Annotated in this window: 1 protein-coding gene; it reads right to left on the bottom strand. The window is 66.4% G+C overall.

Annotated elements, in window-relative coordinates; genetic code table 11:
• Positions 1 to 645, bottom strand: a 645-nt coding sequence (locus HMPREF1224_RS14155; RefSeq protein WP_010793049.1) for an adhesin HecA repeat-containing protein, incomplete at both ends; no start/stop codon positions are given.

The following is a 645-nucleotide window of genomic DNA, read 5'->3' on the forward strand; positions in this document are numbered from 1 at the left end:
GCTGGACAGCAGGCCTCCCCCGCCGTTGAACAACTCCGTAGCGCTCAGGCGCAGCCCATCGCGGCTGGCGAGTACCCCCTTGTCCTGGTTGAGCATGCGTGGCGTTGTGATGTCCAGGCCACTGTCACCGACGATCTTGCCACCGCGGTTGTCCAACTGTTCGCGAGCGCTCGCCACCACCCTCGACGTGCTGGAGATATCGCCCGCTCGGTTGTCGATCAACCGAGAGCTCAAGTCGAGATCCTGGCCGGCGACAATGCGACCGCTGCGATTATCGAGCCGATCCGCCTTCAGGAGCGTACGGCGCTCGCTGACCAGCTTGCCGCCCGCACTGTTGTCCAGACGAGCGACCTCGATGTCCATGTCTCCCTTGCTGGAAAGGAGACCGGCACTGCGATTGTCCAGTGCGGCAGCCTGGACCTGCAGTTCGTTCAGACCGACGACCTGGCCGCCACGGTTGTCGAGATCGCCACGGGTCTTGACCACGGCGCGGTCCCGGCTCTGCAACAGGCCGTCCTGGCGGTTGTCCAGGCTGCTCGCCTCGACCCGCAGTTCGCCCTCGGCGAGCAGCTTGCCGCCACGGTTGTCCAGGTGCCCGGCGTCGACCCGGACGGTCGCCCCCTTCAGGCTGCCGCCCTGGTTGTC

The organism is Pseudomonas sp. P179 (genome assembly GCF_000478485.2).
GTDB lineage: Bacteria > Pseudomonadota > Gammaproteobacteria > Pseudomonadales > Pseudomonadaceae > Pseudomonas > Pseudomonas aeruginosa.